At 58.8% G+C, this 26,289-nt stretch carries 28 protein-coding genes and 1 other RNA gene; 17 read left to right on the top strand and 12 right to left on the bottom strand.

Features of this window, described 5'->3' with window-relative positions:
- Positions 1–115 precede the first annotated feature (115 nt).
- The 3 genes from KOL70_RS21940 (at position 116) to sstT (ending at position 3,792) form a co-directional block, all read left to right on the top strand.
- Positions 116–1,102, top strand: coding sequence for a Gfo/Idh/MocA family protein (locus KOL70_RS21940; protein WP_058776398.1), 987 nt, complete (start codon positions 116–118; stop codon positions 1,100–1,102).
- Between the two features lie 254 nt (positions 1,103–1,356).
- Positions 1,357–2,328 (top strand): TerC family protein, encoded by a 972-nt coding sequence (locus tag KOL70_RS21945; RefSeq protein WP_021509700.1) that lies wholly within the window; start codon positions 1,357–1,359, stop codon positions 2,326–2,328.
- A gap of 228 nt (positions 2,329–2,556) precedes the next feature.
- Complete coding sequence (sstT, locus tag KOL70_RS21950; protein ID WP_031280144.1) at positions 2,557–3,792, top strand: serine/threonine transporter SstT; 1,236 nt, start codon at positions 2,557–2,559, stop codon at positions 3,790–3,792.
- 46 nt (positions 3,793–3,838) lie between these two features.
- On the opposite strand, the gene KOL70_RS21955 is transcribed toward sstT, so the two are convergent.
- The gene (locus tag KOL70_RS21955; protein ID WP_215481604.1) at positions 3,839–5,329 is read right to left on the bottom strand and encodes a UxaA family hydrolase; all 1,491 of its coding nucleotides are present in this window, start codon (positions 5,327–5,329) and stop codon (positions 3,839–3,841) included.
- Positions 5,330–5,333: 4 nt separating this feature from the next.
- Positions 5,334–6,782 (bottom strand): tagaturonate reductase, encoded by a 1,449-nt coding sequence (locus KOL70_RS21960; protein ID WP_215481605.1) that lies wholly within the window; start codon positions 6,780–6,782, stop codon positions 5,334–5,336.
- Positions 6,783–7,080: 298 nt separating this feature from the next.
- Between KOL70_RS21960 and exuR the strand changes: the two genes are divergently transcribed.
- From exuR to KOL70_RS22005, 9 genes are all read left to right on the top strand, one after another.
- Positions 7,081–7,833 (top strand): transcriptional regulator ExuR, encoded by a 753-nt coding sequence (gene exuR / locus KOL70_RS21965; RefSeq protein WP_058759846.1) that lies wholly within the window; start codon positions 7,081–7,083, stop codon positions 7,831–7,833.
- 335 nt (positions 7,834–8,168) lie between these two features.
- Entirely contained in the window at positions 8,169–8,843 is a 675-nt protein-coding gene (locus KOL70_RS21970) for a DedA family protein (RefSeq protein ID WP_021509705.1), read from the top strand.
- Positions 8,843–9,211 carry an EnvZ/OmpR regulon moderator MzrA gene (gene mzrA, locus KOL70_RS21975; protein WP_031280145.1) on the top strand — a complete coding sequence of 123 codons (369 nt, stop codon included), beginning with the start codon at positions 8,843–8,845 and terminating at the stop codon, positions 9,209–9,211. The genes KOL70_RS21970 and mzrA overlap by 1 nt, the downstream gene beginning before the upstream one ends.
- A gap of 173 nt (positions 9,212–9,384) precedes the next feature.
- On the top strand, positions 9,385–9,759 hold the full coding sequence (locus KOL70_RS21980) for a DUF1090 domain-containing protein (protein ID WP_136546454.1): 375 nt from the start codon (positions 9,385–9,387) through the stop codon (positions 9,757–9,759).
- A gap of 34 nt (positions 9,760–9,793) precedes the next feature.
- On the top strand, positions 9,794–10,099 hold the full coding sequence (locus KOL70_RS21985) for a YqjD family protein (protein WP_021509708.1): 306 nt from the start codon (positions 9,794–9,796) through the stop codon (positions 10,097–10,099).
- A 1-nt stretch (position 10,100) separates the two neighbouring features.
- Positions 10,101–10,496 (top strand): phage holin family protein, encoded by a 396-nt coding sequence (locus KOL70_RS21990; protein WP_021312955.1) that lies wholly within the window; start codon positions 10,101–10,103, stop codon positions 10,494–10,496.
- Complete coding sequence (locus tag KOL70_RS21995) at positions 10,493–10,837, top strand: YqjK-like family protein (RefSeq protein WP_254185903.1); 345 nt, start codon at positions 10,493–10,495, stop codon at positions 10,835–10,837. Before KOL70_RS21990 ends, KOL70_RS21995 begins: the two co-directional genes overlap by 4 nt.
- A 145-nt stretch (positions 10,838–10,982) precedes the next feature.
- Positions 10,983–11,393 (top strand): DoxX family protein, encoded by a 411-nt coding sequence (locus KOL70_RS22000; RefSeq protein WP_010618799.1) that lies wholly within the window; start codon positions 10,983–10,985, stop codon positions 11,391–11,393.
- Between the two features lie 80 nt (positions 11,394–11,473).
- The gene (locus tag KOL70_RS22005) at positions 11,474–12,448 is read left to right on the top strand and encodes a glutathione S-transferase family protein (RefSeq protein ID WP_215481606.1); all 975 of its coding nucleotides are present in this window, start codon (positions 11,474–11,476) and stop codon (positions 12,446–12,448) included.
- 74 nt (positions 12,449–12,522) lie between these two features.
- Here KOL70_RS22005 and mdtI read toward each other — a convergent pair whose 3' ends face one another.
- From mdtI to rsmI, 4 genes are all read right to left on the bottom strand, one after another.
- Positions 12,523–12,852 (bottom strand): multidrug/spermidine efflux SMR transporter subunit MdtI, encoded by a 330-nt coding sequence (gene mdtI, locus KOL70_RS22010; RefSeq protein WP_021509711.1) that lies wholly within the window; start codon positions 12,850–12,852, stop codon positions 12,523–12,525.
- Positions 12,839–13,189 carry a multidrug/spermidine efflux SMR transporter subunit MdtJ gene (gene mdtJ, locus KOL70_RS22015; protein ID WP_215481607.1) on the bottom strand — a complete coding sequence of 117 codons (351 nt, stop codon included), beginning with the start codon at positions 13,187–13,189 and terminating at the stop codon, positions 12,839–12,841. Before mdtJ ends, mdtI begins: the two co-directional genes overlap by 14 nt.
- A 558-nt stretch (positions 13,190–13,747) precedes the next feature.
- Positions 13,748–14,124, bottom strand: an RNA gene (gene rnpB / locus KOL70_RS22020) — RNase P RNA component class A.
- A 33-nt stretch (positions 14,125–14,157) separates the two neighbouring features.
- A complete protein-coding gene (gene rsmI, locus KOL70_RS22025; protein ID WP_058759850.1) occupies positions 14,158–15,021 on the bottom strand; it encodes a 16S rRNA (cytidine(1402)-2'-O)-methyltransferase in 864 nt (287 codons plus the stop codon).
- Positions 15,022–15,083: 62 nt separating this feature from the next.
- On the opposite strand from rsmI, the gene KOL70_RS22030 reads away from it, so the two are divergent.
- From KOL70_RS22030 to dolP, 4 genes are read left to right on the top strand one after another with little or no spacing between them, the layout of a single operon-like run.
- A complete protein-coding gene (locus KOL70_RS22030; protein ID WP_215481608.1) occupies positions 15,084–17,129 on the top strand; it encodes a penicillin-binding protein activator in 2,046 nt (681 codons plus the stop codon).
- Positions 17,087–17,482 (top strand): YraN family protein, encoded by a 396-nt coding sequence (locus KOL70_RS22035; RefSeq protein ID WP_021509715.1) that lies wholly within the window; start codon positions 17,087–17,089, stop codon positions 17,480–17,482. The genes KOL70_RS22030 and KOL70_RS22035 overlap by 43 nt, the downstream gene beginning before the upstream one ends.
- Positions 17,483–17,496: 14 nt before the next feature.
- The gene (diaA, locus tag KOL70_RS22040) at positions 17,497–18,084 is read left to right on the top strand and encodes a DnaA initiator-associating protein DiaA (RefSeq protein WP_021509716.1); all 588 of its coding nucleotides are present in this window, start codon (positions 17,497–17,499) and stop codon (positions 18,082–18,084) included.
- Between the two features lie 14 nt (positions 18,085–18,098).
- On the top strand, positions 18,099–18,671 hold the full coding sequence (gene dolP / locus KOL70_RS22045) for a division/outer membrane stress-associated lipid-binding lipoprotein (RefSeq protein ID WP_021509717.1): 573 nt from the start codon (positions 18,099–18,101) through the stop codon (positions 18,669–18,671).
- Positions 18,672–18,701: 30 nt separating this feature from the next.
- Here the strand turns inward: dolP and KOL70_RS22050 are convergent, their stop codons facing one another.
- Positions 18,702–19,403 (bottom strand): pirin family protein, encoded by a 702-nt coding sequence (locus tag KOL70_RS22050; RefSeq protein ID WP_031280148.1) that lies wholly within the window; start codon positions 19,401–19,403, stop codon positions 18,702–18,704.
- A 129-nt stretch (positions 19,404–19,532) separates the two neighbouring features.
- Here KOL70_RS22050 and KOL70_RS22055 point away from each other — a divergent pair, with 129 nt between their 5' ends.
- A complete protein-coding gene (locus KOL70_RS22055) occupies positions 19,533–20,432 on the top strand; it encodes a LysR family transcriptional regulator (protein ID WP_021509719.1) in 900 nt (299 codons plus the stop codon).
- Positions 20,433–20,638: 206 nt separating this feature from the next.
- Here the strand turns inward: KOL70_RS22055 and KOL70_RS22060 are convergent, their stop codons facing one another.
- The 5 genes from KOL70_RS22060 to KOL70_RS22080 all read right to left on the bottom strand — a co-directional run bounded on the left by KOL70_RS22060 (position 20,639) and on the right by KOL70_RS22080 (position 26,286).
- Positions 20,639–22,549: a transcription antiterminator gene (locus KOL70_RS22060; RefSeq protein ID WP_058781130.1), complete on the bottom strand. Its 1,911-nt coding sequence runs from the start codon at positions 22,547–22,549 to the stop codon at positions 20,639–20,641.
- Positions 22,550–22,573: 24 nt separating this feature from the next.
- Positions 22,574–23,311 carry a KDGP aldolase family protein gene (locus KOL70_RS22065; protein WP_021509721.1) on the bottom strand — a complete coding sequence of 246 codons (738 nt, stop codon included), beginning with the start codon at positions 23,309–23,311 and terminating at the stop codon, positions 22,574–22,576.
- Complete coding sequence (locus KOL70_RS22070) at positions 23,308–24,429, bottom strand: DgaE family pyridoxal phosphate-dependent ammonia lyase (RefSeq protein ID WP_058781129.1); 1,122 nt, start codon at positions 24,427–24,429, stop codon at positions 23,308–23,310. Before KOL70_RS22070 ends, KOL70_RS22065 begins: the two co-directional genes overlap by 4 nt.
- A complete protein-coding gene (locus KOL70_RS22075) occupies positions 24,413–25,546 on the bottom strand; it encodes an amidohydrolase/deacetylase family metallohydrolase (protein WP_215481609.1) in 1,134 nt (377 codons plus the stop codon). The genes KOL70_RS22070 and KOL70_RS22075 overlap by 17 nt, the downstream gene beginning before the upstream one ends.
- 92 nt (positions 25,547–25,638) lie before the next feature.
- The gene (locus tag KOL70_RS22080; RefSeq protein WP_021509724.1) at positions 25,639–26,286 is read right to left on the bottom strand and encodes a DUF4310 family protein; all 648 of its coding nucleotides are present in this window, start codon (positions 26,284–26,286) and stop codon (positions 25,639–25,641) included.
- Between the last annotated feature and the right edge of the window lie 3 nt (positions 26,287–26,289).

Here is a 26,289-nt window from a genome sequence, read left to right on the forward strand (position 1 = left end):
AAAAAAGGGTTTGGCATCATCATATTGGAATGCGGATCGCAGGATCAAATTTCGCCTGCCTGCGCCGCCAGGGAACATGCTACTCTGCCGCTTTCAGAGTGCAGGAGAGCCAGCCGTGATACGTTTTGCCATTGTGGGAACCAACTGGATCACCCGCCAGTTTATCGACGCCGCGCATGAGAGCGGCAAAATGAAACTGAGCGCCGTCTATTCACGCAGTCAGCAGCAGGCCGACGCCTTTGTCGCGGATTATCCCTGTCCGCTGACCTTTACCTCACTGGAGGCGCTGGCGGCAAGTGCGGAAATCGACGCGGTGTATATCGCCAGCCCCAATGCGCTGCACTGTGAGCAGGCACTGCTGTTCATGTCGCACGGCAAACACGTCATCTGCGAAAAACCGCTGGCCTCTAACCTGCGTGAAGCTGAGGCGATGATTGCCTGTGCGCGTCAGCATCAGGTGGTGCTGTTTGAGGCGTTCAAAACCGCCAGTCTGCCGACGTTCCTGCGCCTGCAACAGGCGCTGCCGCAGCTGGGCACGCTGCGCAAAGCGCTGTTCAACTACTGTCAGTACTCGTCACGCTATCAGCGCTATCTCGACGGTGAGAACCCGAATACCTTTAACCCGCGCTGGTCCAACGGTTCGATCATGGATATTGGCTACTACTGCCTCGCGGCTGCCGTTACCCTGTGGGGTGCGCCGCAGCAGGTGAAAGCTGAGGCCTCGCTGCTGGCAAGTGGCGTCGATGCGCACGGCGTGGTAGTGCTGGACTACGGCGATTTCGACGTCACGCTGCTGCACTCAAAAGTCAGTGATTCCCTGATTCCCAGCGAAATCCAGGGCGAAGCCGGCTCGCTGGTGATAGAGAAAATTTCCGAGTGCCAGCAGCTGCGCCTGATTCCGCGCGGTGGCGAGAGCCAGAACCTGACGCAGCCACAGCACATCAATACTATGCTGTATGAAGCAGAGACCTTCGCCCGGCTGGTGGAAACGCGCCAGGTGGAGCACCCTGCGCTGGAGGTGTCACGCATTACCGCCCGGTTGCTGACAGAGATTCGTCGCCAGACCGGCGTGGTGTTTCCGGCGGATCGGAAAGAAGTGTAAATATTGCAAAATATTACAGCTCCCCCATTGAATCTGCTCGCGCTTGCACGTATGTTGGCGGCAGCAAAGGGGAGTAACTTGTAAGCTGACCGATCGTCATTACGATGCGTAGCGCATCCGGTCGTCAGGCAACCCGGAATTGATTCTGTGTTGTAAGTGAGACCTTGCCGGAAGGCGAGGTTTGCTTGCAGCTCTATAAAGCGGCTGACGTCTTCTGACTCAGCCGTTTTTCATTTTCAGGACAGGATACGACTATGCACTCTGTAGGCACACCGTTACTCTGGGGCAGCTTCGCTGTCGTCGTGCTCATCATGCTGGCGATCGATCTCTTCTTACAGGGACGACGCGGCGCACAAACCATGTCATTCAAACAGGCTGCCGTCTGGTCGCTGGTGTGGATCTCCGTTTCTCTGCTGTTTGCCGCCGCGTTCTGGTGGTATCTCGACGGTAGCGCCGGGCGCGAAGTGGCAACCGCGCAAACCCTGGCTTTCCTGACGGGTTACGTACTGGAAAAAGCGCTGGCGGTCGATAACGTCTTCGTCTGGCTGATGCTGTTCAGCTACTTCGCCATTCCGTCTAATCTTCAGCGCCGCGTGCTGATTTACGGCGTGCTGGGCGCGATTGTGCTGCGTACCATCATGATCTTTGCTGGCAGCTGGCTGGTCACACAGTTCAGCTGGATCCTCTACATCTTCGGCGCTTTCCTGCTGTTTACCGGCATCAAAATGGCCTTCGCTAAAGAGGGCGATGACGCTGCCGTCGGCGATAAGCCGGTGGTGCGCTGGCTGCGTAAGCATCTGCGCATGACCGATGAACTGCACGGCGAAAAGTTCTTCACCCGCAAAAACGGCGTGCTGTTTGCCACACCGCTGCTGCTGGTGCTGATTATGGTGGAGCTGAGCGATGTTATTTTCGCTGTCGACAGTATTCCGGCTATTTTTGCCGTCACTACCGACCCGTTCATCGTGCTGACCTCTAACCTGTTCGCCATCCTTGGCCTGCGCGCTATGTACTTCCTGCTGGCCAACGTGGCAGAGCGCTTCTCGATGCTGAAGTACGGTCTGGCGATCGTGCTGGTGTTTATCGGTATCAAGATGCTGATCGTCGAGTTCTACCACATTCCGGTGGCGATCTCGCTGACGGTGGTCGGCGTGATTCTCGGCGGTACGCTGCTGATTAACGCCTGGGTAAACCACAGAAACGACCAGAAAGGCATCTCACGATAATCTTCTGCAGGGGCGCTAATCGCCCCTGCTTTGTTTCGCCAGCGCCAACCTTCGCGTTTCATATCTCTGTCACACTTCCCGTCATCAGCAGATCAAAAAACCGATCTGGCGCTCACCGGCAGAATTATCTCTTTTCTCGTCAGCTCTTTTCCTTATACTCCGCCGGGCAAACCGTTTGGCGCGGAGCAACCGCGCACAACACTCATACCGCGATAAAAAGACCGTAATATGCTAAATAATCTTCTTCGACCGCTGGGTGCGCTGTTCTCAGGAAGCCTGGTAAAACAAATCATGATCGGCCTGATTGCCGGCGTGGCGCTGGCGTGGCTTTCACGCGATGCCGCGCTGGCCGTCGGCCTGCTGGGTGAACTGTTCGTGCGCGCGCTGAAAGCCGTGGCACCGCTGCTGGTGCTGGTGCTGGTGATCTCTTCGATTGCCAACCATCAGCAGGGGCAAAAAACCAATATTCGCCCGATCATTATGCTGTACCTGCTCAGTACCTTCTTCGCGGCGGTGGTCGCGGTGATTTTCAGCCATCTGTTCCCGCAGACGCTGTCGATGGACGTCGGCGCGACCGAAATTACCCCGCCGTCCGGCATCACCGAAGTGCTGCACGGCCTGCTGATGAGCATGGTCGCTAATCCGATTGAAGCGCTGATGAACGCCAACTACATTGGCATTCTGGTGTGGGCGATTGGTCTTGGCCTGGCGTTTCGTCATGCCAGCCCAAGCAGCAAAGCCTTCCTGAATGACGCGTCGAATGCCGCGACCTGGGTGGTGCGCTGTGTGATTCGCTGCGCGCCGCTGGGCATTTTTGGCCTGGTGGCATCGATTCTGGCCTCAACCGGCTTCGGCGCGCTGTGGCAATATGCCCACCTGCTGACGTTGCTGATTGGCTGCATGCTGATTATGGCGCTGGTGGTCAACCCGATGCTGGTATTTCAGAAAATCCGTCGCAATCCTTATCCGCTGGTGTTTACCTGCCTGCGCGAAAGCGGCGTAACGGCGTTCTTTACCCGCAGCTCGGCCGCGAATATTCCGGTCAACATGGCGCTGGCCAAACGCCTGAATCTGGATGAAGACACTTATTCGGTCTCGATTCCGCTGGGCGCGACCATCAGCATGGCGGGCGCGTCAATCACCATTACCGTACTGACGCTGGCTGCTGTGCACACGCTGGGCATTGCCGTGGACGTACCCACCGCTATTCTGCTGAGCCTTGTCGCCTCGCTGTGTGCCTGTGGCGCGTCCGGTGTGGCGGGCGGTTCGCTGCTGCTGATTCCGGTTGCCTGCAACATGTTTGGCATTCCTAACGATCTGGCGATGCAGGTGGTTGCCGTCGGTTTTATCATCGGCGTACTGCAGGATTCCGCCGAAACCGCACTCAACTCCTCGACCGACATTCTGTTTACCGCCGCCGTATGTCAGGCGGAAGCGGAACGTCAGCCGCGTACCGCCGGTTAACCCGTGTCGCGGCACCCACCGGTGCCGCGCTTTAACCGCTGCCGCTTTAAAGCGTCACGCCACTCTTGAAGATCGCCAGCTCGCGGAAATCATTAGCTTCATTGCGCGCCGGCTGGCCGTTCGCAATCGCCACAATAGTCTCAACAAACTCCGCCAGCAGCGCCTCCATGCTGGTGCCCTCCAGCAGCCGTCCGGCATTGAAATCAATCCAGTGCGGCTTTTTCTCCGCCAGCGGCGTATTGGTGGCGATTTTCACGGTGGGCACAAAGCCGCCATACGGCGTGCCGCGTCCGGTGGTAAACAGCACCATATGGCAGCCGGCTCCGGCCAGCGCGCTGGTGGCGACCGCATCGTTACCGGGCGCGCTGAGCAAATTGAGCCCCGGCGTGCGCAGCCGCTCACCGTATTTCAGCACATCCACCACCTGACTCTGCCCGGCTTTTTGCGTACAGCCCAGCGACTTCTCCTCCAGCGTGGTGATGCCGCCCGCCTTGTTGCCCGGCGATGGATTTTCATAAATCGGCTGCTGATGATCGATAAAGTAGCGCTTGAAGTCGTTAATCATCGCCACCGTTTTGTCGAAAATCGCCGCATCACGGCAGCGGCTCATCAGGATGCGCTCGGCACCAAACATCTCCGGCACTTCGGTCAGCACCGTGGTGCCGCCGTTGGCGATCATCTGATCAGAGAAACAGCCGAGCAGCGGATTGGCGGTGATGCCGGAAAAGCCGTCCGAGCCACCGCATTCGAGACCAAACTTCAGCTCGCTCAGTTTGCCCGGCTGGCGACGGTCGTGACGCATCACGTTGTACAGCGCATGCAACCGCTGCAGGCCGGCTTCCACTTCATCATCCTGCTGCTGACACTCCATAAACTGCACACGTTCGCTGTCAAAGCTGCCCAGCGTGTCGCGAAAGATATCGACCTGATTGTTTTCGCAGCCGAGTCCAATCACCAGCACCGCGCCGGCATTGGGATGACGCACCATATTTTGCAGCATGGTGCGGGTATTTTCGTGATCCTGCCCCAGCTGTGAACAGCCGAAGGGATGGCTGAACAGGTGCACGCCGTCGATGCCGGCCGCGTCGTCACTCTCCCGGAGGAAGCGTGACACAATCTGCCGGGCGATGCCGTTCACGCAGCCGACGGTCGGCAAAATCCACAGCTCGTTACGAATGCCAACCTCACCCGTGGCGCGACGATAGATCTGTACCTCACGATCCGCCGCCTGCGGTGGCAGCGTAAGGTGTTCCGGCTGATAGTGATAGTCATCGACATCGCTCAGATTGGTGCGCGCGTTGCTGGAGTGAATCAGCTCGCCGACGGCGATCGGCTGAGTGGCATGGGCAATCGGCAACCCATATTTAATCACCTGCTCGCCACTGTTGAGCGGTTGCAGCGCAAACTTGTGGCCGCGCCCGATATCCTGCTGCAGCGTAATCCGCTGTTCTGCGACGATAACCTGGGTGCCGGCCGCCAGATCCTGCAGCGCGACGGCGACGTTGTCGCGTGAATGTATTTTGATTGCCTGTTGCATCGCGTTATCTCAGTTGGCTAAGGGCCGTCCGCATGCCGTGGACGAGAATGTTGTTTAGCTGCTGGCTGACCGCCGTAACCAGACCGGGCCGCTGGGTTAAATCTTCGCCCCAGTGCTGCGCGTCGCTCAGTACGTCGCTCACCAGCTGCTGCGGGGTGAGTTGATCGGTGAGGACCGCCGGCCACAGCCGGGCAAAACGCTGCAGCCAGTGCGCGTCATCCTGCAGCGGCCACTGCCGATCATCCTGCTGGCCGCGATAAAACGCCAGCAGCGCGGCAAAGGCAAAGATGAGGCGCGGCGGCCAATCGCCACCCTGCTGCTGCGCCTGCAACAGCGTTGGCAGCAGGCGCGTGCGGAATTTGGTCATGCCGTTGAGCGCAATCGCCAGCAGCGCATGGTGAATAAACGGATTGCGAAAGCGGCGCTGCACCGCATCGGCAAAGGCGTGCAGCTCGGCGCGCGGCAAATTCAGCGTCGGAATCACCTCTTCGCGCAGCAGCGCATCGACAAAAGCGGCCAGCTGCGCATCGTTCATGGCCTCACCCACGCTCGCCAGCCCGGCCTGAAACGCCACCGGCACCAGTGCAGTGTGCGCCCCGTTAAGGATCGCCACCTTCTGCGCTTTGTACGGCGTGATGTCATCCACCCGCCTGACGGCAGGCGCCAGCGCCGTCAGCTGCAGCTCATGCATCAGCGCATCCGGTCCCTGAAGCACCAGCTGGTAATAGCGCTCCCCGGCCACCAGATAGCGGTCGTCATAGCCCAGTTGGGCTGCAATCTGTGCGCCATCCGGCGGATAGCCGCTGACAATGCGATCCACCAGCGTGTTGTAAAAGGCGCAGTGCTGCGTCACCCACTGCATAAAGGCCGCTGGCAGCCGCCACTGCTGGCAGTAACGCAGCACTAACGCGCGCAGCGTATCGCCGTTATGGTCGATCAGCTCACACGGCACGATCAGCCAGCCTTTATCGGCGGCACCGGCAAAGTGCTGATAACGCGCCCACAAAAGCTGCGTCAGTTTGCCGGGAAACGACAACGCAGGTTGATCCTCCAGCCGATCCTGTTCGGCATACGCGATGCCGGCCTCGGTGGTGTTGGAGAACACAAAACGCATCTGCGGCGCGCGTGCCAGAGCCAGGAATTCATCGAACTGCTGATAAGGCTGGATTTCACGATTAAGGCTGCGGATCAGCCGGGTTTCACTGAGCGGTTGCCCCGCTTCATTCAGGCCGCGCAGCAGCGTGGTGTAGAGGCCATCCTGCTGATTGAGCGTCTCCGTCTGCATCCGGTTGCGCGGTCGCACCACCACCACGCCGGCATCGGTGCCCTGATGTTCATTGAGCCAGTCGAGCTGCCAGTCGATAAAGGCACGCAAAAAGTTGCCTTCGCCGAACTGGATCACGCGTTCGCTATAGCGTGCGCCGGGGAAATCGCGGCGGTTGAGTCGCAACATGTCGCTTCCTTGAAGATGAAATCGGTCAGCTAATGCGCAAAAGTTATCATACCAATTTCAGCGACAGGGAGATTTGTTTGCCAACTGCGTCACATTATCCATCATTGCCATACGGCGAAAGCCGGCGTGCCGCTTATTTCCATCAACTTAAATATATGTATATTCTATCAATTAAAGATAAAACCTGAGCAGGCGCACAGGTTCTTAACTTACCAGATGGTATAACAGCTTCAGCGCTTTGCGACATCGCAGGGTAAGTGGTATAACAACTTACCGTCTTTCACAGAACCGAAAAATCATGGACCTGAACGAATCCCGCCGCCTCTACCAGCAACTCGCCAGCGAACTCAAGCAGCGCATCGAAGCGGGCAGTTATGCCGTGGGGGCAAAGTTACCGGCAGAGCGGATGATTGCGGAGGCGCACCAGGTGAGCCGCACCGTGGTGCGGGAAGCGATCATCATGCTGGAGGTGGAAGGCTACGTCGAGGTGCGCAAAGGGTCCGGCATTCATGTGATCAGCGACCAGCCACAACCGCGCGACAGCGCCGCCGATCAGCTGGAGTTTGCCAGCTATGGCCCCTTTGAACTGTTGCAGGCGCGCCAGCTGATTGAGAGCAATGTCGCCGAATTTGCCGCCACGCAGATCCGTCCACAGGACATCGTGGCGCTACTGGCAATTCAGGAAAAAGCCCGGCAGGAAGATCATGCGCGCGATTCGACATGGGATATGGAGTTTCACGTGCGCATTGCCCAGGCCACCCAAAACAGCGCGCTGGCTGCTATCGTAGAGAAAATGTGGCGGCACCGGCTGCATAATCCTTACTGGCTCAAGCTGCACGAGCACATTGACGCACGCCATATCACCAGCTGGTGCGACGATCACGACCAGATTTTAAAAGCGCTGATGCGCAAAGATCCCGCCGCCAGCAAACTGGCGATGTGGCAGCATCTGGAAAATACTAAACAGATGCTGTTCGACGCCACCGCCGATGATTTCGAGTTCAACGTTGACCGCTACATGTTTGCAGAAAATCCGGTGATCCTGCCCTGAAGCCGCAATGGCAGAAACGCTGCATTTTCAGGCTAAAAAGTCAGTTAATCTGCAATAGTGTCAGCTCGTGTAAAGCTCCTTTTGACCATCTGCGTCAAAAGGTAAAACTCCTGTGCGACCGCGACTTTACACTGTCTGAATCCCGCGATTTTTGTTACAGTTATCGCCCTTTTCTTACCCTTTGCGACAGGGCTATAAAAAGTCGCTGATTTAACAATCAATTCTGGATGGATCCGGAAATCCTGCTCAGGTGGCATACCTAAAATGTATAACTTTACCCGCCTGCGCCTAAGCCCCTCACGGGCACGTTTAACAATGATGTTCAGGAATGATTGATGGATATTTTGCAAGCATTGCTGCATGCCCTGTGGCAGCAGGATTACGAAATGCTCTCCGACCCCACGCTGGTGTGGGCGATTTATGGCGTGTTGTTCATGATTCTGTTTCTCGAAAATGGCCTGCTGCCCGCCGCGTTTCTGCCCGGTGATAGTCTGCTGATTCTGGTCGGCGTGCTGATCGCGAAAGGCACCATGAGCTTCCCGCTGACCCTGCTGGTGCTGACCACCGGCGCCAGCCTCGGCTGCTGGGTCAGTTACATTCAGGGCCGCTGGCTTGGTAATACGCCGACGGTGCAGAAATGGCTCTCCCATCTGCCCGCGCAGTATCATCAGCGCGCCCACAGTCTGTTCCATCGCCACGGCTTGTCTGCGCTGCTGATTGGCCGCTTTATCGCCTTTGTCCGTACCCTGCTGCCGACCATTGCCGGCCTCTCTGGCCTGAGCAATGCCCGCTTCCAGTTCTTTAACTGGATGAGCGGCTTCCTGTGGGTGCTGATTCTTACCGTGCTCGGCTTTGCGCTGGGGAAAACCCCCATTTTCCGCCGCTATGAAGATGAGCTGATGTTCTGCCTGATGCTGCTGCCGCTGGTGCTGCTGGTCATCGGTCTGGTGGGTTCACTGGTAGTGCTGTGGCGTAAACGTCAGGCGGGTCAGAACGGGAAGTCACAGTAATGACAGGGTTGCGTAATTTCCCCAGGCGTTTACTCCCCTGGCTGTGCGCTGGCGTGCTGGCGCTGCTGGCTATCGGCATTGTGCCCAAACTGATGCAGCATGAAACGGTGGTGAAGATCCGCGTGGCACACAGCGGCACCAATCTGCCGGACGGCTTTTATCTCTACCAGCAGCTTTCAGCGCAGGGCGTGCGGATTAAAAGTATTACCTCGGCAGGCGATGCGCTGGTCATTCATTTTGAGAATGAAGAGCAGAGCCTGGCGGCGCAGAAAGTACTGCGCCGCCTGCTGCCACAGGGCTTTGTCGTGGCGGCGGGTCCGCAGGCGTCACAGCAGGTGGTGGACGCTAATCGCCCCACCTATAGCTGATCCCCGCCGTCGGATTCACCGCCCGGCGGCACCTCAATCCTCGCTATCCCCGCGTGTTTTTTGAATTTTTTCGTCTGCTGTCTATTCTTAAGTAAGCGCGAGCAGACGACAAGCTGGGATGCCCCTCCTGTCCGGTTTGCGACAGGTCGTCAACAATGGAAGGTAAAAACCTGATGAAACAACAACTACTGCTGGGTGCGATTCTTTTCTCTCTCTCGGGTTCACTGCTGGCAGCGGAATCGCTGTGTCAGCAAAAACAGCAGGATATTCAGCGCGAAATTGAGATGGCGAAACAGCACGACAACCAGCGCCGGGTCACGGGACTGGAACGCGCGCTGACTGAAGTCCGCGCCAACTGCACTGACGAGAAACTGAAATCCGCTCACGCTGAACGCATTGAAGCCCAGCAGCATAAAGTGGCTGAGCGCGAGCGCGAACTGCAGCAGGATCGCCAGGAAGGCAAAGACCAGGAGAAGATCGGTAAGCGCGAACGGAAGCTGGAAGAGGCACGCCAGGAGCTGAAAAAGCTGCAGGCCGAGCCTTATTAATCGGACTTAAATAAATGATGTAATGGAGAACACCATGGCTAAAGACACCACATCTGAACATCTGCGTGCGGAACTGAAAAACCTTGCCGACACCCTGGAAGAAGTGCTGAGCAGCTCGGCTGATAAGTCGAAAAGCGAGCTGGATAAACTGCGTCACAAAGCACGCGGTGCCATTGAGAGTTCACGCGAGCGGCTGGGCGAATCCGGCGAACGCATCGCGCAGACCACGCGTGAAGCGGCGGAGAAAGCGGACGTCTACGTGCGTGAAAATCCGTGGCACGGCGTGGGTATCGGCGCAGCAGTGGGCGTGCTGATCGGCATCCTGATTTCACGTCGTTGATATGAGCGAGAATCAGAGCCACGGCCCAGGCAAAGGGGTCTTCAATGTAGGTCAGCGCGTGGTGACAACGCTGGTTGGCATGGTCGAGACACGCGTGCGGCTGGCCGTTGCCGAGCTGGAAGAGGAAAAGGCCAATCTGATCCAGATGCTGATCATGATAGGCCTGACCATGCTGTTTACCGCTTTCGGATTGATGAGCCTGATGGTGCTGATTATCTGGGCGGTGGATGCGCAGTACCGGCTGATGGCGATTGCCATCACTACCGGCGTGCTATTCGCGCTGGCGCTGATTTTTGGTTTATGGACGTTGCGTAAATCCCGGCAGTCCACGCTGTTGCGCCATACGCGCAAAGAGCTGGACACCGATCGCACCTTACTCGAGGAGCATCGCTCATGAGTCAGCGTGAACGTGAAGCACGCATTCATGAATTGCTTAATCAGGTACAGCAGCAGCGGCTGGATCTCAGCGCTGCCCGCCGCGACTGGCTGGAAAGCACCGCGCAGTACGATCGCGGCTGGCTGACGTTTCTCAGCCTGCGCCGCTATCTGGCGATTGGCAGCAGCGCGCTGGCCATCTGGTCGATCCGCAGCCCCAACCGTATCATGCGCTGGGCCAAACGCGGACTCGGCCTGTGGAGCACCTGGCGCATGATCAAATCGGCGATGCCGCACGCTAACTTCCTCACCTTAAACCGGATCGAAAAGGTTCGGTTTTCCTCCTTCAGAATTCCTGAATAACATCGACAGTTTATCTCGCTTACAACTATTGCTGCGCGCGACTATCATCTCCCTCCATCAGCCCGACGAACTGTTTAACGCGGTTTAGCGGGAAAATAACCCGGCAGGCCAACAACCTGCGCCAAAAACCTTGTTGGAGTAAATGATGAAAAAATTCGAAGACTCAGGCCTGCTGCTGGCACGCGTATTAATGACCATCCTGTTTATTACTGCCGGCTGGGGCAAAATCACCGCCTATGCAGGCACCGCACAGTACATGCAGGCGATGGGCGTGCCGGGCTTCCTGCTGCCGCTGGTGATTCTGCTGGAACTGGGCGGCGGCCTGGCGATTCTGTTCGGCTTCCTGACGCGCTTCACCGCGCTGTTCACCGCCGGCTTCACGCTGCTGACCGCGTTCCTGTTCCACAGCAACTTTGCGGAAGGCGTTAACCAGCTGATGTTCATGAAAAACCTGTCCATCGCCGGTGGTTTCCTGGTGCTGGGTCTGGTAGGTCCGGGCGCCTACAGCATTGACCGTCTGATTCGTCAGCGCTTTATGCCAGCAACCGCACGCTAAGCACACAAGCCGTGCAACAGCACATATACTGAATAGCAGGGGCGGGGATTTTCCTCGCCCCGTTTTTTTATGGAGGGCTTATGGGACAACTGATTGACGGTGTCTGGCATGACACCTGGTACGATACGAAGTCAACCGGTGGCCGCTTCAAACGCACAGAAGCAGTCTGGCGTAACTGGATCACGGCAGACGGCAGCGCCGGACCAACCGGGAAAGCCGGCTTTGCCGCCGAGCGCGATCGTTACCATTTATACGTTTCGCTGGCCTGCCCGTGGGCGCATCGCACCCTGCTGATGCGTCAGCTGAAGGGATTAGAAGAGATGATTTCGGTGTCAGTGGTGCACCCGCTGATGCTGGAGAACGGCTGGACCTTCGACGATGATTTCCCCGCCGCGACCGGCGATTCGCTGTATCAGAACGAATTCCTCTATCAGCTCTATCTGCATGCCGATCCGCAGTACAGCGGTCGCGTGACCGTGCCGGTGCTGTGGGATAAAAAGCAGCACACTATTGTCAGTAATGAATCCGCCGATATCATCCGTATGTTCAACAGCGCCTTCGACGCGCAGGGCGCTCGCGCCGGCGATTACTACCCGCCCGAGCTGCGTGACAAGATCGACGAACTCAACGGCTGGATTTATGACACCGTCAATAACGGCGTCTACAAAAGCGGATTTGCCACGTCACAGTCGGCTTATGATGAAGCCGTAACCGCGCTGTTCCATGCGCTGGCACGGCTGGAGCAGATTCTGGGTCAGCATCGCTATCTGACCGGCGATCGCCTCACCGAAGCCGATCTGCGCCTGTGGACCACGCTGGTGCGCTTTGACCCGGTCTACGTGACCCACTTTAAGTGCGATCGTCATCGCATCAGCGATTACCGTAACCTGAACGGCTTACTGCGCGATATTTATCAGATGCCGGGCATTGCCGATACGGTGAACCTGCCGCACATCCGCCATCACTACTACTGTAGCCACAAGACCATCAATCCGAACGGCGTTATTTCGCTGGGACCGGCTTTTGACTGGGATGAGCCGCACGGCCGCGGTTAAGCGCTGACTGGCTTACGCATGCCTGCCCTTCTCTCCCACTATTGGGAAAGGAAGGCAGGCAGTATTGCGCTGCCTCAGGCAAATTTGATCAACACCATCCCGGCCAGCAGCAGTGCCACGCCCAGCCAGCCGCGGGTGTTCAGGCGTTGTCCGAACAGGATCCAGCCTGCCGCTACGGTAGCCACCAGACCGAAACCGCCCCACAAGGCGTAGGCCACCGAGAGATCGATCCCCTTCACTGCCTGCGACAGGGCGCTAAATGCCGCCAGGACAGCCACCAGCGATACCACGCCATACAGCGGACGGCGGAAGCCGTTGGCGTATTTCAGCGCGATGTTCGCCACAATTTCCAGCACGATGGCCAGCGCCAGCCAGGCCAGATGCACGACGTTAAGCGTGGTCATGACGCAGCTCCTCACGGCTGAATGTCCCCGCTTTGATCAGCGCGATACCCGCGATCAGCGTGATCAAACCCGCCGCCTTCATCACCGACAGCGCCTCGTCAAACAGCATCACGCTGAACAGGGTGATAAACAGAATACCGACGCCTTCCCACATGGCATAAGCCACGCCAAGGGCAATACGTTTAACGGCAAAGGTGAGGAAGATGTATGACAGGGCGATCATCAACAGCATAAAAATATAGCCGACGCTACCGCCATTGACGCTGGCCCATTTCATTGACACGGTGCCCGTAATTTCGGCAGCAATCGCTAACGCTAATAAAATCCAGTACAGCATGATTTCTCTCCTGTGAGAAATAAACGCCATCCACGCGCAAACCGCAGCGTGATAGCTGAAAAAGACAAAAAGCTAAGAAGGAGAGAAAAAACTACAGCGCGAAGCGCCAGTGCCGATCGCTCAGTGAGCAGGAGAAAACGCAGATGGGTGAAGAGGTTAATGCGTAAAGTGTAACGAAATGGTTATCCATAATTTTACAACTTATCCACGTTGTTGCTTTTCCCGGTGTGGATGAAAAATTGTCCTCAGTAGTTGAACACGCGCCTATTCTGGCACAGGGAAAAGAATATTTTTGCGGATTTGCGTTTCTTTACGCAGGGAAATGGGAGTTTTGTGTGGTTTTCTGGCTTCGTGCGGTTTTCTGCCCTCACCCTAACCCTCTCCCACGGGGAGAGGGAATAGTTTGCTGCGGTCTTGCAGGGCGAGCACTCAACTCGCCACACGCACAATCGGTCCCTTCTCCCGCCTGCGGGAGAAGGTTAGGATGAGGGACAGCACGCACCACACCCCCAAAAACAAAACGCCCGCAGATTCTCACCTGCGGGCGCTCATTAAAAAAGTCGAAACTGACCGATAAGCCGGGTTCTGTCGTGGACAGTCATTCATCTAGGCCAGCAATCGCTCACTGGCTCAAGCAGCCTACCCGGGTTCAGTACGGGCCGTACCATGTGAACCCCTATTTGGCCTTGCTCCGGGTGGAGTTTACCGTGCCACGGACTGTTGCCAGCCGCGCGGTGCGCTCTTACCGCACCCTTTCACCCTTACCTGATCCCATTACTGGGCCATCGGCGGTTTACTCTCTGTTGCACTGGTCGTAGGCTTGCGCCCCCCAGGCGTTACCTGGCACCCTGCCCTATGGAGCCCGGACTTTCCTCCCCTCTGCCCGTCTCCCCCGAAAGGGACGACGACAAAGCGGCGACTGTCTGGTCAGCTTCGGCGCGGGATAATAGGCGATCCGCCCGCGTTTGTCACGCCTCTTGCTGCTCCAGCGCATACTTGTACAGGGCGTTTTTCTTAACTCCATGAATTTCCGCCGTCAGCGCCGCCGCCTTTTTCAGCGGCAGCTCAGCCTGCAGCAGCGCCAGCGTGCGCAGCGCCTCTGCCGGCAGCGTCTCTTCATCCGCCTTATGGCCTTCGACAATCAGCACCATCTCGCCCTTGCGGCGATTCTCATCCGCCTGCACCCACGCCAGCAATTCCCCCACCGGCGCACCGTACAATGACTCCCAGGTTTTGGTCAGCTCTCGTGCCAGCACCACGTAGCGCGCCGCGCCCCATACGCTGACCATATCCTGTAGCGTATCCAGCACGCGATGTGTCGATTCGTAGAAAATCAGCGTGCGCGGCTCGTCACTCAGTGCACGCAGCGCATCGCAACGTCCTTTACTTTTGGCCGGCAGAAACCCTTCGTAACAGAAACGATCGGACGGTAATCCCGCCGCGCTCAATGCTGTGATCGCCGCGCAGGCACCGGGCAACGGCACCACACGCACCCCGGCCTCGCGGCAACGACGCACCAGATGGTAGCCCGGATCGTTGATTAACGGCGTGCCCGCATCGGAAACCAGCGCAATGCTCTGGCCCTCCTGCAGCTTCGCTAACAGCACGTCGGCCTTCTGCTGTTCGTTATGGTCGTGAAGTGCGAACAGTCGCGCATTGATGGCGAAATGTTGTAGCAACAGCCCGGTATGACGTGTATCTTCCGCAGCGACCAGATCGACGCTCGCAAGCACCGTCAGCGCACGCTGCGTGATATCACCCAGGTTACCGATCGGGGTAGGAACGATATAGAGCGTGCTGGCAGAAATCTCTGCCCGATCGAGTTGTTTCATTGTTTCATCCGAATTGCCGATTTAATATTGAGCATCTTGAAAAAAACATCACTGGATACAGTATGCTTCCTTCGAAAGTCGTACGTCATAAAGCAGGACGCCTGGTCCCTGTTTTGCTCGCGGGCCTGATTCTGGCCGCCTGTAGCGGCCAGGGACCGCAGCAAACCTCAAGCGTAAACGTGCAGGGTCCTGCCACGGGCCGCTCTGACTATTATCTGCAGCAGGTGCAGCAAAGCAGCGATGATAGCAAGACCGACTGGCAATTACTTGCCATCCGTGCCCTGCTGAAGGAAGGAAAGTATCCGCAGGCGCAAAATCAGCTCGGTCAGCTGCCACAGCAGCTCTCTGACGTACAACAGCAGGAATTGCTGCTGCTGCGCGCCCAGCTGCAGATTGCCCAGCAGGATTTCAACGGTGCTCAGCAGCTGCTGGGACAGATAAAAGCCGCTGACCTGTCGCAGGATCAGCAGGTGCGCTACTACGCGCTGCAGATTGCCGCTGCGCAAAATCGTCCGTCGCTCGCGCTGCTGCGCGCCTATATTGCTCAGGAACCGCTGCTGAAAGGCGCCGATCACCAGAGCAATATTGACGCCACCTGGCAGGCGCTGACCCAGCTTACCCAGGATCAGCTCAACAGCGTGGTGATCAACGCCGACGAAAATACGCTGCAGGGCTGGCTCGACCTGCTGAATACCTGGCACGCCAACAGCCAGGATGCCCAGATGCTGAAAGCCGCCATTAGCGACTGGCAGACGCGCTATCCGCAAAACCCCGGCGCGAAAACCCTGCCGACCCAGCTCAGCCAGGTGCAGAACTTCACTAAAGCCTCGACCAGCACTATCGCGCTGCTGCTGCCGCTTAATGGTCAGGCGCAGGTGTTCGCCAGTGCCATCCAGAAAGGCTTTAACGATGCGAAAAACGGTGTGCTGACTGCGCCGGCAGCCCCTGCCGCACCGGTCAGCAGCGATGCCAGCGCCTCCACGCAGCAGCCCGCCAGCACGACAACGCCAGCTAATGGCGATGCCAACGCGGTAGTCAGTCCGGCGGCCGCGGCCATCACGCCGTCAGACAGCGCACAGCCGCAGCAGCCCGCCGCACAGCCAGCCGTCGCGCAGCCCGCCAGCAGCGCCCAGGTGAAAGTGTATGACACCAGCAGCCAGCCGATTGCTCAGGTGATGCAGCAGGCGCAGCAGGATGGTGCCACCCTGGTGGTGGGTCCGCTGCTGAAAAATAACGTGGAACAGGTCGCCAACAGCCAGACACCGCTGAACGTGCTGGCGCTCAACGAGCCAGAGCAGATCCAGAACCATCCGAATATTTGCTATTTTGCGCTTTCTCCTGAAGACGAAGCGCGCGATGCCGCGCACCATATCTGGGATCAGGGCAAACGCCAGCCGTTGCTGCTGATGCCGCGCAGCAGCTATGGCGACCGCGTGGGCAAAGCGTTTGCGCAGGAGTGGCAGAAGCTGGGCGGCGCAACCGTGCTGCAGCAGCGTTTCGGCGGCGTGGGCGAGCTGAAACAGGGCATCAACAGCGGCGCCGGTATTGCACTGAGCGGCACACCACTGACGGTGCAGCCGGACCAGCCGCAGGGCGTGGCGGTCGCCGGTCTGACGATTCCGGCACCGCAGACCAGCGCTCCGGCACCTGAGAGCGCCAGCAGCAGCGGCAGCGTTGATGCGGTTTACATTATTGCCACTCAGGACGAACTGCAGCTGATCAAGCCGATGATTGCCATGCGCACCAGCAGCCGCAATAACATCGCCCTGTATGCCAGCTCGCGCAGTGCGCAGGCCGGTGCCGGTCCGGACTTCCGGCTGGAGATGGATGGCCTGCAGTTCAGCGATATTCCGCTGCTGTCCGGTGCCAATCCAGGCCTGATGCAGCAGGCGGCGCGCAGTTTTAACAACGACTATTCGCTGGTACGCCTCTACGCGATGGGCATTGATGCCTGGACGCTGGCGAACCAGTTTAACCAGATGCGTCAGGTACCGGGCTTCGCCATTGATGGCAACACCGGCAAGCTGAGCGCCGACACGGATTGCGTGATCAACAGGAAGTTGGCATGGAACCAGTATCGTCAGGGACAAATCGTTCCGGTGCAGTAAACCGCCAGCGCCTCGGCGCTGAGCAGGAGCAGCAGGCGCGTCGCTACCTTGAGCGCGCCGGACTGCAGTGGGAAGCCAGCAATGTGCGCTGCCGCAGCGGGGAAATCGACCTGATTATGCGCGACGCGGATTGCTGGGTGTTTGTTGAAGTGCGCTATCGGCGCGATGCACGTTTTGGCGGCGCGGCTGCCAGCGTGACGCGCCAGAAACAACAAAAGCTGCTGCGTACCGCTGCGCTGTGGTTGCTGGCACGCGGCGGCAGTTTTGATACGGTGAATTGCCGTTTTGACATCATCGCCATCACCGGGCGCGAACTGGTGTGGCTGGCCGATGCCTTTCGTGCGGATGGATAGAACCAGGTGGTCTTGTGCAGGACAGAATTAAAGCGTGTTTTACCGAAAGTATTCAGACGCAAATCGCCGCAGCCGAAGCGCTGCCAGATGCGATTTCCCGCGCCGCGATGACGCTGGTGCAGTCATTGCTTAACGGCAACAAAATCCTCAGCTGCGGTAACGGCGCTTCGGCGGCTAACGCCCAGCATTTTGCCGCCAGCATGATTAACCGTTTTGAGACTGAGCGTCCCAGCCTGCCGGCGCTGGCGCTGAGTGCGGACAATGTGATGCTGACGGCAATCGGTAACGACCGTCTGCACGACGAAATTTATGCCAAGCAGGTTCGTGCGCTTGGACAGGCCGGCGACGTTCTGCTGGCCATCTCCACCCGTGGCAACACCCGCGATATTGTTAAAGCGGTGGAAGCTGCGGTTACCCGCGATATGACTATCGTCGCGCTGACCGGCCATGACGGCGGTGAGCTGGCGGGCCTGCTCGGTCCGCACGATGTGGAAATTCGCATTCCGTCACATCGCAGCGCACGCATTCAGGAGATGCATATGCTGACGCTGAACTGCCTGTGCGATTTGATTGATAACACCTTGTTCCCACACCAGGAATGACTGAAGGAGCTCAAATGAAAGCATTGAACGCTATCGCCATTCTGTTAACCGCCATGCTGCTGCAGGGCTGCGTGGCGGTTGTCGCCGGCGGCGCTGCGGTCGCCACCAAAACCGCCACCGACCCGCGTACCGTGGGCACGCAGGTTGATGACGGCACGCTGGAGCTGCGCGTCACTAACGCGCTGGCAAAAGATGAGCAGATCAAAAATCAGGCGCGCGTGGTCGTGACCGCGTATCAGGGCAAAGTACTGCTGACCGGTCAGGCACCGTCAGCCGATCTCGCCAGCCGGGCGAAACAGATCGCCATGGGCGTTGATGGCGCGACAGAGGTGTATAACGAGATTCGCACCGGGCAGAAAGTGAGCCTCGGCACGTCTTCATCGGATACGTGGATCACCACCAAAATCCGCTCGCAGCTGCTGGGCAGCGATCAGGTGAAATCGTCCAACGTGAAAGTCACCACTGAGAACGGGGAAGTGTTCCTGCTGGGTCTGGTAACGCAGGAAGAAGCGAAGGCAGCAGCGGATATCGCCAGCCGTGTCAGCGGTGTGAAGCACGTCACCACCGCCTTCACCATTCTGAAATAATGCCACAGGCGGCCAGCAGGGCCGCCTTTTTTATACCGGAATATCAATCACCAGCGCACGCAGCGGCGTTTCCGCCTGCAGCGTAATCTGCGCCTCTTCACTGACAAACGCCCCATCGCCACAGCGCAGCTGCTCCTGATGCGCACTGCTGGCCCGTACCTCAAGCGCACCGTGAATCGACTGCAAATAGGCGCGCGGTCCGTGCAGCGCCAGACTGTACTGCTCGCCTGGTGCCAGCGTGACCTGATGTACCCACACCTGCTGGCGCAGCTGCAAACTGCCGTCCGCGCCATCCGGTGACGCAATCAGCACATGGGTTTGCTGCGGCAGCGCGCGTTTTTGCAGCAGCGGATTTTCCCGTTCCGGACAGGCGGCCAGCCACAGCTGCATGCGCGTCAGCGGGCGATCCTTGCTGATATTGTGTTCGCTGTAATTGACGCCCTGGCGGGCCGACAGCAGCATCGCTTCGCCCTCGCGCGCCACCAGGTGATTGCCTTCGCTGTCGCGGTATTCGGCTTCACCCTGCAGCACCAGGTTGAGCACATCCACCTGCGGATAGGTGCGCGGCTGAAATGCCGCACCGGGTGCCAGCACTTCCTGATTCAGCACGCGCAGCGAGGCGTAGCCCATCAGCTGGGGATCAAAATAGTGGCCAAATGAGAAGCTATAGCGCGCCTGCAACCAACCGAAATCGGCCTGGCCACATGCGGACGCGCAGCGGGTTGTCATCATGCTTTACCTCCGACGCACTGCGGTGAGAATCCACCACAGGCTTTATACGTCAATGGTAAAAGGCTGGACGCCGGATTGTTAGCCAGTTAATCTGCCTGGCATATTCAAATTTACTGACAGAGAGTCGGCATGGCTAAAGAGCGCGCGTTAACCCTGGAAGCTTTACGTGTGATGGATGCTATTGACCGTCGCGGCAGCTTCGCCGCGGCGGCCGACGAGCTGGGACGCGTGCCATCGGCGCTGAGTTACACCATGCAGAAGCTGGAAGAGGAGCTGGATGTGGTGCTGTTTGACCGCTCCGGCCATCGCACCAAATTCACCAACGTCGGGCGAATGCTGCTGGAACGCGGCCGCGTGCTGCTGGAAGCCGCCGATAAACTCACCACCGATGCCGAAGCGCTGGCGCGCGGCTGGGAAACCCATCTGACCATCGTGGCCGAAGCGCTGATCCCGACCGAGCTGCTGTTCCCGCTGGTAGAGAAGCTGGCCGAGAAAGCCAATACGCAGATTTCGCTGGTCACTGAAGTGCTGGCGGGCGCGTGGGAGCGACTGGAGCAGGGCCGCGCCGACATCGTGATCGCGCCGGATTTGCATTTTCGCGCCTCCACCGAGATCAACACACGCAAGCTGTACAGCATTATGAGCGTGTATGTTGCCAGTCCGGATCACCCGATTCATCAGGAAGCCGAGCCGCTGTCCGAGGTCACGCGCGTTAAGTATCGCGGCATCGCTGTGGCGGACACCGCGCGCGAACGTCCGGTATTGACGGTGCAGCTGCTGGACAAACAGCAGCGCCTGACGGTAAGCAGCATGGATGATAAACGCCGCGCGCTGCTGGCCGGTCTCGGCGTAGCGACCATGCCCTATCCGATGGTAGAGAAAGATATCGCCGAAGGCCGCCTGCGCGTCGTCAGCGCCGAGTACACCCGTGAGGTGGATATTATTATGGCGTGGCGCCGCGATAGCATGGGTGAAGCCAAAGCCTGGTGCCTGCGTGAGATTCCGAAACTGCTGGCGAAACGCGGCTGATTTCTGGTGCTGGCGGCCTTTCGCCCTCACCGCCGCCCTCTCCCGCACGCGGGAGAGGGAGCCGTCCGGGCATGGTTTGAGGGCCAGAATTCAGTCAATCCACCGGGCGCTGAGGATCAGCGCCTGAACTCACACGCCGCTGGATCGGTCCCCTCGCCCGCTTGCGGGAGAGGGTTAGGGTGAGGGACAAACCGCACCCATCCCCATCACAACCGGCTCAGACAATCCATCGCCACTGCTTTAAAGCTGACGAAATCAGCGCAGTCGCGCAGTCTTGTCACCGCCCTTTCGCGCAGGAAGGTGACAAACAGATCGTAAATCGCCATCGCCTCCTCGTATTCACTCTTACTGATCGCCAGCAGGAAAATCACTGAGGCCGTCTCATCGCCCCAGCTTACGCCGTGCGGTGCCAGCACGGTATAAACCACGGTTTTTTTAGCCAGTAATCCCAGCGAGTGTGGCAGCGCAATCCCTTCGCCCAGCATGGTACTGACAATCGCTTCACGCTCTTCAACCGAAGGATAAAAATCAGCATCGACATAGCCCTCCGCTTCGAGCCGATCGCACAACAGGCGGAACAGCGCCGACTGGCTCATTGGCCGGTCGAGCACCATGAAATGCTGCGCGTCGAAGTACTTCTCCAGCATGTAAGGCCGGGTACGGTCCACCAGCACCAGCTTGCCGAGCTGTTCCAGCTGAAACTCCGTAGGGAACGGCGACATCATCACTACCGGCTTGTTCTTCTCGCTGAGCCGCGCGGTAGAAATGACAAAATCTTCATCAATGTGCGCACGCACCTCGTAGTCACGCTGCGACAGCCGCGCCGTCACTACCAGCTGCGGGTATTTGCGCAGCAGCAGCGCCTCGATCATGCGCAGCGTGGAGTTGCCGCTGTCGCAAACCAGCAACACCTGCGGGTGTCGCTGATAGCCGACATCGTAATGTCGCTCCAGCCCGACGCCGATGTGCAGCACCAGAAAGCCAATCTCGTTTTCGCTGATGGTATACGGCGTGTATTTGCCCCAGCTGGTGACGGCCGCCAGCGTCACATCGTAGGCCATCGGATAGTGCTGCTTGATGTTACTCAGCAGCGGATTGGGAATGTGGATTTGATAGCGCACGCGGGTGATCATGGTTTTGATGTGCGTGAGCAGATCGGCGCGCAGCTGCTCATCCTGCTGCAGCCGGTAGTTGTAATGGGTGTTGATGTAGTTAAGCAGGTAATCCACCAGCGCATCCGCGTCATCCGCATTGATGGTGCTGGGGGCCAGCGCCTGAATCTGCCGCGCCGCAATGTTAACGCGCAGCCAGTTCTCTTCCGCCTGCGAGATGCCTTTACCCACCAGCGGACGCATCAGATTAACCAGATCGTGCGCCGCCTCGCGTATCTCCTCGCCGACATCCTCCGCGCCGGGATCGCTGAGCGGGAAGCCTTCGCTGATGCGGCGCACCGCCACCGCGCAGTAAATCAGCAGGTAGCGCTCGCCTTCATCGCTCAGCCGGATGGCGTGCTGCGTGAAGCACTCCGCCAGCAGCGGCTGCAGCTGCGCCAGCATGCCGCTGTGCAGCGCCTCGACCGTCAGCAGCGGGCTGTCGGGTGTCTGCTGGTCGATTTGCCACAGCAGATCGGTCAGGCAGGTGCGAATCGCCGCCTCGCTGCCAAACAGTTTCATACCGTAGCGCGGCTTGGTTTCGATGTTGAGATGATAGCGGCCCAGCCACTCGCGCACTTCCGCCATATCGCTCTGCAGCGTGGCGCGGCTGACGAACCACTCTTCCGACAGATCTTCCAGCTTGAGCGAATACGCGGCGGTGAGAAAGCGGCTCAGCAAATAGCGCACCCGATCCTGCGAGGTGCGCGGCACCCGCAGCGGTGCCGCACTCTCCTGCTGCAGGCGGCCGAAGCGCACCGCGTCGTCGATTTTTAGCTGATAGCCCGCGCCGCGCGCCAGCACGAACTGAGCGCCGTGCTGTTCCAGCAGCGCATTGAGCGCGGTGATGTCGGTGCGCACCGTGCGCGTTGAAACGGAAAAACGCCGCGCCAGCTCATCCTGTGGCAGCGTTTCGCTTTGCAGCGCCGCGAAGAGTTGAGCTAAACGCTGATTGGGAAATCTCACGGAGCCTCACCTGTTACTCATTTGTTACAGCAGTTTCTTGCACGTTGCCAGAAGCTGACGCACATCGTCAATGCGCGTGTCGCCGCTGGCGCTATCAATAATTGAGCTGTAAACGTGCGGGATGACTTTACTGACCCCGGCCTCCAGAGCAATCCGCACAATCTCTTCGAAATTACTGAGATCGATACCGCCGGTCGGCTCCAGCCAGAAATCATGGTGCGCACAGGCGTCCGCCACCGCGCGATACTCCTCCACCGCTTTCAGGCCGCCCATCGGGAAATACTTCACCGAACTGCCGCCCATATCCTGCAGCATGGCGATCGCCGTGGCGATCGGCACAATGCCGTCCGCCGCCTGCGAACTGCGCGGACCGGTGGAGATTTTCACCTTGCCCGGCGTGCCGGTTGGTGAAACCAGACCGTTCACGATGGTGTGTGGCTGTCCGAGCAGCGCGCGGCTGGTGGCCACGCCGGTAAAGACCTGATTAACGTGCTGCGGCTGCAGTTCCGCCGAGATTTCACTGACCATCGCCGACTGATTCGGGTCGCCCGCACCCAGCCCGACCGACAGCGCATTATCAATCAGCGCCGCGTACTCGCGCATATCGGCAATCGCGGCCTCATTCGAGGCGTAGTTTTTCGACAGAACGCCGACCAGCACATGCCCTTCTGCCGCCTGCCAGATCGCCTGCGCATTCTGCTTTGAACCAGCCAGCACGTTGAGGCACAGACGGCCCTGATAGAAATTGGGGTTGAGATTCATGCGCGTTTTCCTCCGCTGAGCAGCGCCTGGATGCGGCTAAAGATAATGTGCAGCTGTTCCGCGCTGACACTGCGCACATCCACTTCGATAATGCCTTCGTTGGCTTTATAGCCGCGGAAATAGATGGCGATGTCGCCGTTTTTCAGCGCCTGCACCAGCTCGCCGGTTGGCCAGCCCGTCACCACTTCATCAAATTTGATCTCAGCGCGGGCGATGTCACGACCGGCGGCATCCCACACCACGCGTGCGCTGACGCCGTTCAGCGTGTTGAGGTTATCGATAAAGGGCGTCATCTTCGCCACCATGTCGGCGCCGCTGGTTTTGCTCTGCAGCAGGTAGTTTTCAATCGCCTGAGTCAGACCGAGAATGCCCTCTTTGCCGACTTTCATCGCGCGGCCAATACCGTTGCTCTGGCGTTTTACCCATTCGACGTACTGGCTGCGGCCGATCACCAGGCCGCTGGTTGGCCCTTCAATGGCTTTGGCACCGCTGTAGATCACCAGGTCGGCCCCCATCTGGTAATAGCACTGCAAATCCTCTTCGGCCGCCGCATCGACAATCAGCGGAATACCGTGTTTGCGCGCGACCACCGCCGCCTGTTCGACGCTGAGATGGCTTTTCTGCACACAGTGATGCGACTTGACGTACAGCAGCGCAGCGGTGGTCGGCGTGATGGCCGCCGCCAGCTGTTCTGGCGAGCACTCATTGCTGTAACCGGCTTCAATCAGGCGTCCGCCGCCCAGCGCCACCATGCTGCCCACCGGCGCGCCGTAGTTTACGTTATGGCCTTTCGGCACCACGATGTCGTGCGGCACGCTGAGCGGCGCGGCGTGCAGGTTATCCAGCAGCCAGTCGTTATCTTTAACGATCACCGCCGCTACGCACTGGGCAATACCGGCCGAGGCGCAGGACACCACCACCGCGTTTTCGACTTCCAGCAGGCGCGCGATATAGGCACCGGTTTTGTTGACCAGATCTTTGATCTCAAAGTAGTGATTAAGGCCGTAGCTGACAGTATCCACCACGTCGGCGGACGGCGTCGATACGCCGAGAATGGTCATACGGCCGGAGGCGTTGATCACCTGTTTCAGGTCATATTTCTCATAAATCGAAGACATGATGCGCTTTCCCTTCCTCAGTCAGATGCCACTGGCCCGCGATCACCACGGCCAGCGGCAGCAAATGTTGCTCACCCGTGACCCGTTCGCCTTCAGCATCGACGAACGGGCGGGCTTCCTCTTTGACGGTAAAAATTGTCAGATCGGCGTCATAACCGGCGGTAAGATGCCCTTTACCGGCCAGATGCAGACCCGCTGCGGCATTAACGGTGACGCAGGCGATCACCTGCGGCAGCGTCATGCCGATGGAGAAAAATTTCGACATCACGTGCGCCAGGCTGTGCACCGGGCCGTTGATGCGGTTGCGACAATAGATATCGGAGCTGATGGTGTCCGGCAGAATGCCCTGGGCAATCGCCTCGCGCGCCACCGCAAAACTGAAGCTGGCGCTGCCGTGGCCGATATCCAGCTTCACGCCGCGCGCGATCGCCTGCTTAACCGCCGCTTTCAGCTCGCCCTGCGGTGACAGAATGCGGTTCGGCTTGCCGTTGAAGCAGTGAGTGATGATGTCGCCGGAAGTGAGCAGCGCGGCGATCTCTTCCAGCACCGGCGGGTTGTTACCGATATGCACCATCAGCGGCAGATTGCCCGCCGCCTGCTGAATGGCTTTGGCGCGCACCAGCGGCTGAATGCCGTTGTCGCCGACCACGCTGCTGCTCATGCGTGCCTTCAGGCCGACAATAAAGTCCGGGCGACGCTGTACCGCCTGCACCACCGCTTCGCCATCAATCTGCGCCATGTCGGCCAGTTCGTTCTGCGTGACGATGCCGGTGCGCGAGATGTTGATCAGCGCGCGCACTTCGGTCTTCGCGCTGCGCGTCAGCTGATAAAAGTCGTCGATGTGATCGGCACCGGTGCTGCCCGCATCCACCACGGTGGTGACGCCCTGCGCCACGCCAATCGCGTCGGCTTCGTCGTGGTAAATCGGCGATTTGGGATAGCAGTGTACGTGGCTGTCAATCCAGCCCGCGCTGACGTAGTAGCGGCCGCCGAGATCGCGCTCCTGTTGCGCTGCGCCGTCCACCTTACCGACCGCCGCGATTTTGCCGGCGTTAATCGCGATATCCACCAGCTGTTCATCACACAGACGCGCGCGGCGCAGAATCAGATCAAACATAAAACCCCCATTTACAGAGCGCACATGCCGTAGCGGCGCAATTTATTGCGCGATAAATCGCGCCGCTACGGGATTGTGCAGCCATTTCGCGCTTACAGCGAAACCGGGAAGATAGCGCCGAGCACCATGGCACCGAGAATCGCGCCGCCGGTAATCGGCTTGTTCCACAGGTAAAACAGCAGCGCACCGACCAGCGAACCGAGGCCGATCGGAATCGACGCCGCCATAGCAGACAGAATAATCAGTGGACCAAGGAAGCGACCGGAGGCATTCCCGGCGCCCATCATTACGTCCGCGCCGTAGGTGGAATCGCTCTGGTTGATGGTGAATTTACGCGCGAGGATAATCACGTAGCCAATCGCCACGCCAATCACCAGCCCGGTTGCCAGCGAGGCGGCAAAGTTCGCCACCGGAAACACGATACCGGCTCCCAGCAGCAGAGCCGGTACACCGAGGCCGACGCCGGTCTGAATCGCGCCGCCGATATCCAGAATCCCCACCAGCGAGCCTTCAATGATGCGCGCAAACAGGAAGCTGGCACCAAACGCCGCCACCGCGCCGTACACGCCGGTTTCCATGCCGGAGCGCAGCATCGAAACGAATGCCACTTCGTTAAAAGCACCGATGCCGTACAGGTAGTACATGTGCGTCCCGGCGAATACGCCGGAGGAGAGCAGGCCGACAAACAGCGGGAAAGACCAGTCGGCGTACCAGAACCCTTTGTTTTCGTTCTCGTTCATGCT

Source organism: Pantoea sp. B270, from assembly GCF_018726825.1.
GTDB lineage: Bacteria > Pseudomonadota > Gammaproteobacteria > Enterobacterales > Enterobacteriaceae > Pantoea > Pantoea dispersa.

What these genes read in the sequence shown, in the direction of transcription:
- KOL70_RS21945 (WP_021509700.1), top strand. Translation starts at nt 1,357, where the DNA reads ATGCACTCTGTAGGCACACCGTTACTCTGGGGCAGCTTCGCTGTCGTC.
- sstT (WP_031280144.1), top strand. Translation starts at nt 2,557, where the DNA reads ATGCTAAATAATCTTCTTCGACCGCTGGGTGCGCTGTTCTCAGGAAGC.
- KOL70_RS21955 (WP_215481604.1), bottom strand. Translation starts at nt 5,329, where the DNA reads ATGCAACAGGCAATCAAAATACATTCACGCGACAACGTCGCCGTCGCG.
- KOL70_RS21960 (WP_215481605.1), bottom strand. Translation starts at nt 6,782, where the DNA reads ATGTTGCGACTCAACCGCCGCGATTTCCCCGGCGCACGCTATAGCGAA.
- exuR (WP_058759846.1), top strand. Translation starts at nt 7,081, where the DNA reads ATGGACCTGAACGAATCCCGCCGCCTCTACCAGCAACTCGCCAGCGAA.
- KOL70_RS21970 (WP_021509705.1), top strand. Translation starts at nt 8,169, where the DNA reads ATGGATATTTTGCAAGCATTGCTGCATGCCCTGTGGCAGCAGGATTAC.
- mzrA (WP_031280145.1), top strand. Translation starts at nt 8,843, where the DNA reads ATGACAGGGTTGCGTAATTTCCCCAGGCGTTTACTCCCCTGGCTGTGC.
- KOL70_RS21980 (WP_136546454.1), top strand. Translation starts at nt 9,385, where the DNA reads ATGAAACAACAACTACTGCTGGGTGCGATTCTTTTCTCTCTCTCGGGT.
- KOL70_RS21985 (WP_021509708.1), top strand. Translation starts at nt 9,794, where the DNA reads ATGGCTAAAGACACCACATCTGAACATCTGCGTGCGGAACTGAAAAAC.
- KOL70_RS21990 (WP_021312955.1), top strand. Translation starts at nt 10,101, where the DNA reads ATGAGCGAGAATCAGAGCCACGGCCCAGGCAAAGGGGTCTTCAATGTA.
- KOL70_RS21995 (WP_254185903.1), top strand. Translation starts at nt 10,493, where the DNA reads ATGAGTCAGCGTGAACGTGAAGCACGCATTCATGAATTGCTTAATCAG.
- KOL70_RS22000 (WP_010618799.1), top strand. Translation starts at nt 10,983, where the DNA reads ATGAAAAAATTCGAAGACTCAGGCCTGCTGCTGGCACGCGTATTAATG.
- KOL70_RS22005 (WP_215481606.1), top strand. Translation starts at nt 11,474, where the DNA reads ATGGGACAACTGATTGACGGTGTCTGGCATGACACCTGGTACGATACG.
- mdtI (WP_021509711.1), bottom strand. Translation starts at nt 12,852, where the DNA reads ATGACCACGCTTAACGTCGTGCATCTGGCCTGGCTGGCGCTGGCCATC.
- mdtJ (WP_215481607.1), bottom strand. Translation starts at nt 13,189, where the DNA reads ATGCTGTACTGGATTTTATTAGCGTTAGCGATTGCTGCCGAAATTACG.
- rsmI (WP_058759850.1), bottom strand. Translation starts at nt 15,021, where the DNA reads ATGAAACAACTCGATCGGGCAGAGATTTCTGCCAGCACGCTCTATATC.
- KOL70_RS22030 (WP_215481608.1), top strand. Translation starts at nt 15,084, where the DNA reads ATGCTTCCTTCGAAAGTCGTACGTCATAAAGCAGGACGCCTGGTCCCT.
- KOL70_RS22035 (WP_021509715.1), top strand. Translation starts at nt 17,087, where the DNA reads ATGGAACCAGTATCGTCAGGGACAAATCGTTCCGGTGCAGTAAACCGC.
- dolP (WP_021509717.1), top strand. Translation starts at nt 18,099, where the DNA reads ATGAAAGCATTGAACGCTATCGCCATTCTGTTAACCGCCATGCTGCTG.
- KOL70_RS22050 (WP_031280148.1), bottom strand. Translation starts at nt 19,403, where the DNA reads ATGATGACAACCCGCTGCGCGTCCGCATGTGGCCAGGCCGATTTCGGT.
- KOL70_RS22055 (WP_021509719.1), top strand. Translation starts at nt 19,533, where the DNA reads ATGGCTAAAGAGCGCGCGTTAACCCTGGAAGCTTTACGTGTGATGGAT.
- KOL70_RS22065 (WP_021509721.1), bottom strand. Translation starts at nt 23,311, where the DNA reads ATGAATCTCAACCCCAATTTCTATCAGGGCCGTCTGTGCCTCAACGTG.
- KOL70_RS22070 (WP_058781129.1), bottom strand. Translation starts at nt 24,429, where the DNA reads ATGTCTTCGATTTATGAGAAATATGACCTGAAACAGGTGATCAACGCC.
- KOL70_RS22075 (WP_215481609.1), bottom strand. Translation starts at nt 25,546, where the DNA reads ATGTTTGATCTGATTCTGCGCCGCGCGCGTCTGTGTGATGAACAGCTG.
- KOL70_RS22080 (WP_021509724.1), bottom strand. Translation starts at nt 26,286, where the DNA reads ATGAACGAGAACGAAAACAAAGGGTTCTGGTACGCCGACTGGTCTTTC.